We start from the raw sequence: 1,630 nt of genomic DNA, 5'->3' as shown, positions 1-1,630 counted from the left end.
CCAGGACCAGGGCCAGGAGGAGGGAGAGGGCTAGCCCCGCCAAAAGCCCCACCCAGGGGGAAAGCCCCAGGCGCACCGTGAGCAGGGCGGTGGCGTAGGCCCCCGTGCCCATAAAGGCCGCCTGGGCGAAGCTGGTCATCCCCCCAAGCCCCGTGAGGACGTAGAGGGAGAGGGCGGCCAGGGCGGAGATGGCGAAGAAGTTGAGGAGGGTCAGGTAGAAGGGAAAGGGCGAGAGCAAAAAGGGCAAAAGGAGGAGAAGGAACCAGAGAAGCCGCATCAGTCCTCCACCGTCCGCGCCCGGAGGCTTTGGTAGAAGAGGGCAGGCACCAGGAGCAAGAAGACCAGGGCCTCCTTGTAGGCGCTGGCAAAGAAGCTGGTGAAGCTCTCAAAGAAGCCCACCAGGAGCGCTCCCACCAAGGCCACCGGGTAGCTGATCAGCCCCCCCAGGATGGCGGCCACGAACCCTTTCAGGCCCAGCATGAAGCCCATGAAATAGGCGGCGTTGATCAGGGGGGCCAGGAGGAGCCCGGAAAGGGCGGCCAGGAGGCTTGCGATGCCAAAAGCCACCATCCCCGCCTCCTCGGGACGGATGCCGGAGACCCTGGCCCCCAGGCGGTTCTGGGCGGCGGCCAGGAGGGCCTTGCCGTAGAGGGAAAGGCGGAAGAAGAGGTAAAGGGCTAAAACCGCCAGGAGGGCGAAGAGCAGGACCAGGACCCCCTGCCAGGAAAGGCCCACCGTGACCTCCCCCCGCAGAAGGGGCTCGGGGCGGAACTGCTCGGGGCCAAAGAAGACCAGGCCCAGGCCCATGTAGGCCACGTGCAAGCCCACGGCCATGATGAGGAGGGTGAGGACCGCCGCCTCCCGCATGGGCTGGAAGAAGACCCGGTAGGTGGCCATCCCCAGGTAGACCACCAGGAGCACCGCCGCCGGGTAGGCCAGAAGGGCCTCCCCCCGGGCCAAGGGGAGGAGAAGGAGGAGGCCCAAGGCCCCTAGGAGGGGGAAGAAGGCCCCCCGCCCCCGCTCCAGGAGGGCCCAGAGGAGACCCAGGGCCAGGGCCAGCCAGAGGGTTCCGGGAACCTTCCCTTCCAGCAGCCAGACCAGGGAGAGGGGGGCGAACATGAGGAGTTCCCCGATCACCACCAGGATCACCCGGGTGACGGCGAAAACCAGGACCAGGGAAAGGGCCAGCAAGGCGTAGATGACTCCGTTCTGCAGTCCGTCCAGAAGAAGGAGGGCGAGGATGGTGGCGTCCATGGCCTAACGGAAAACGCGCTCCAGCCGCCAGCGGCCTCCCTCCACCCGCACCATCACCGCCGCGTCCTCAAAGCGCAGGCCCAGGTGGTCCTCCCGGCTGAAGGTGAAGACCCCGTGGGTGGCCACCAGGCCCCGGGTGGCCTCGATCTCGTCCCTGAGGGCGGCGCGGAAGGCGGCCAGGTCCCGGTCGGGGTCCGCCCGCCTCAGGGCCCGCTCCAGGGCCGGCCGCAGGATGAGCCAGGCGTCCCAGGCGTGGGCGCCGAAGGTGGAGTAGCTGCCGATGCCGAAGCGGGCCTCGTAGCGCTGGATGTAGTCCAGGGCCACCCGCTTGATGGGGGAGTCGCCGGGAAGCTGCTCCGCCACCAGGATGGGCCCG

The 1,630-nt window shown here is 68.3% G+C and carries 2 protein-coding genes and 1 pseudogene; all 3 read right to left on the bottom strand.

All coding sequences use genetic code 11. The features are described from left to right. Positions 1–277: ABC transporter permease subunit (locus ETP66_RS11775; RefSeq protein WP_430731891.1), on the bottom strand; the 277-nt coding region annotated here is incomplete at its 3' end. Continuing rightward, positions 277–1,254 (bottom strand): branched-chain amino acid ABC transporter permease, encoded by a 978-nt coding sequence (locus tag ETP66_RS11770; RefSeq protein ID WP_130842771.1) that lies wholly within the window; start codon positions 1,252–1,254, stop codon positions 277–279. The genes ETP66_RS11775 and ETP66_RS11770, both read right to left, overlap by 1 nt. A 3-nt stretch (positions 1,255–1,257) precedes the next feature. Then, positions 1,258–1,630, bottom strand: a pseudogene (locus tag ETP66_RS11765) (ABC transporter substrate-binding protein); the annotation flags it as partial.

This window comes from Thermus thermamylovorans (assembly GCF_004307015.1).
GTDB lineage: Bacteria > Deinococcota > Deinococci > Deinococcales > Thermaceae > Thermus > Thermus thermamylovorans.
This window is presented reverse-complemented; position numbering and strand designations above follow the sequence as displayed.

What these genes read in the sequence shown, in the direction of transcription:
- ETP66_RS11770 (WP_130842771.1), bottom strand. Translation starts at nt 1,254, where the DNA reads ATGGACGCCACCATCCTCGCCCTCCTTCTTCTGGACGGACTGCAGAAC.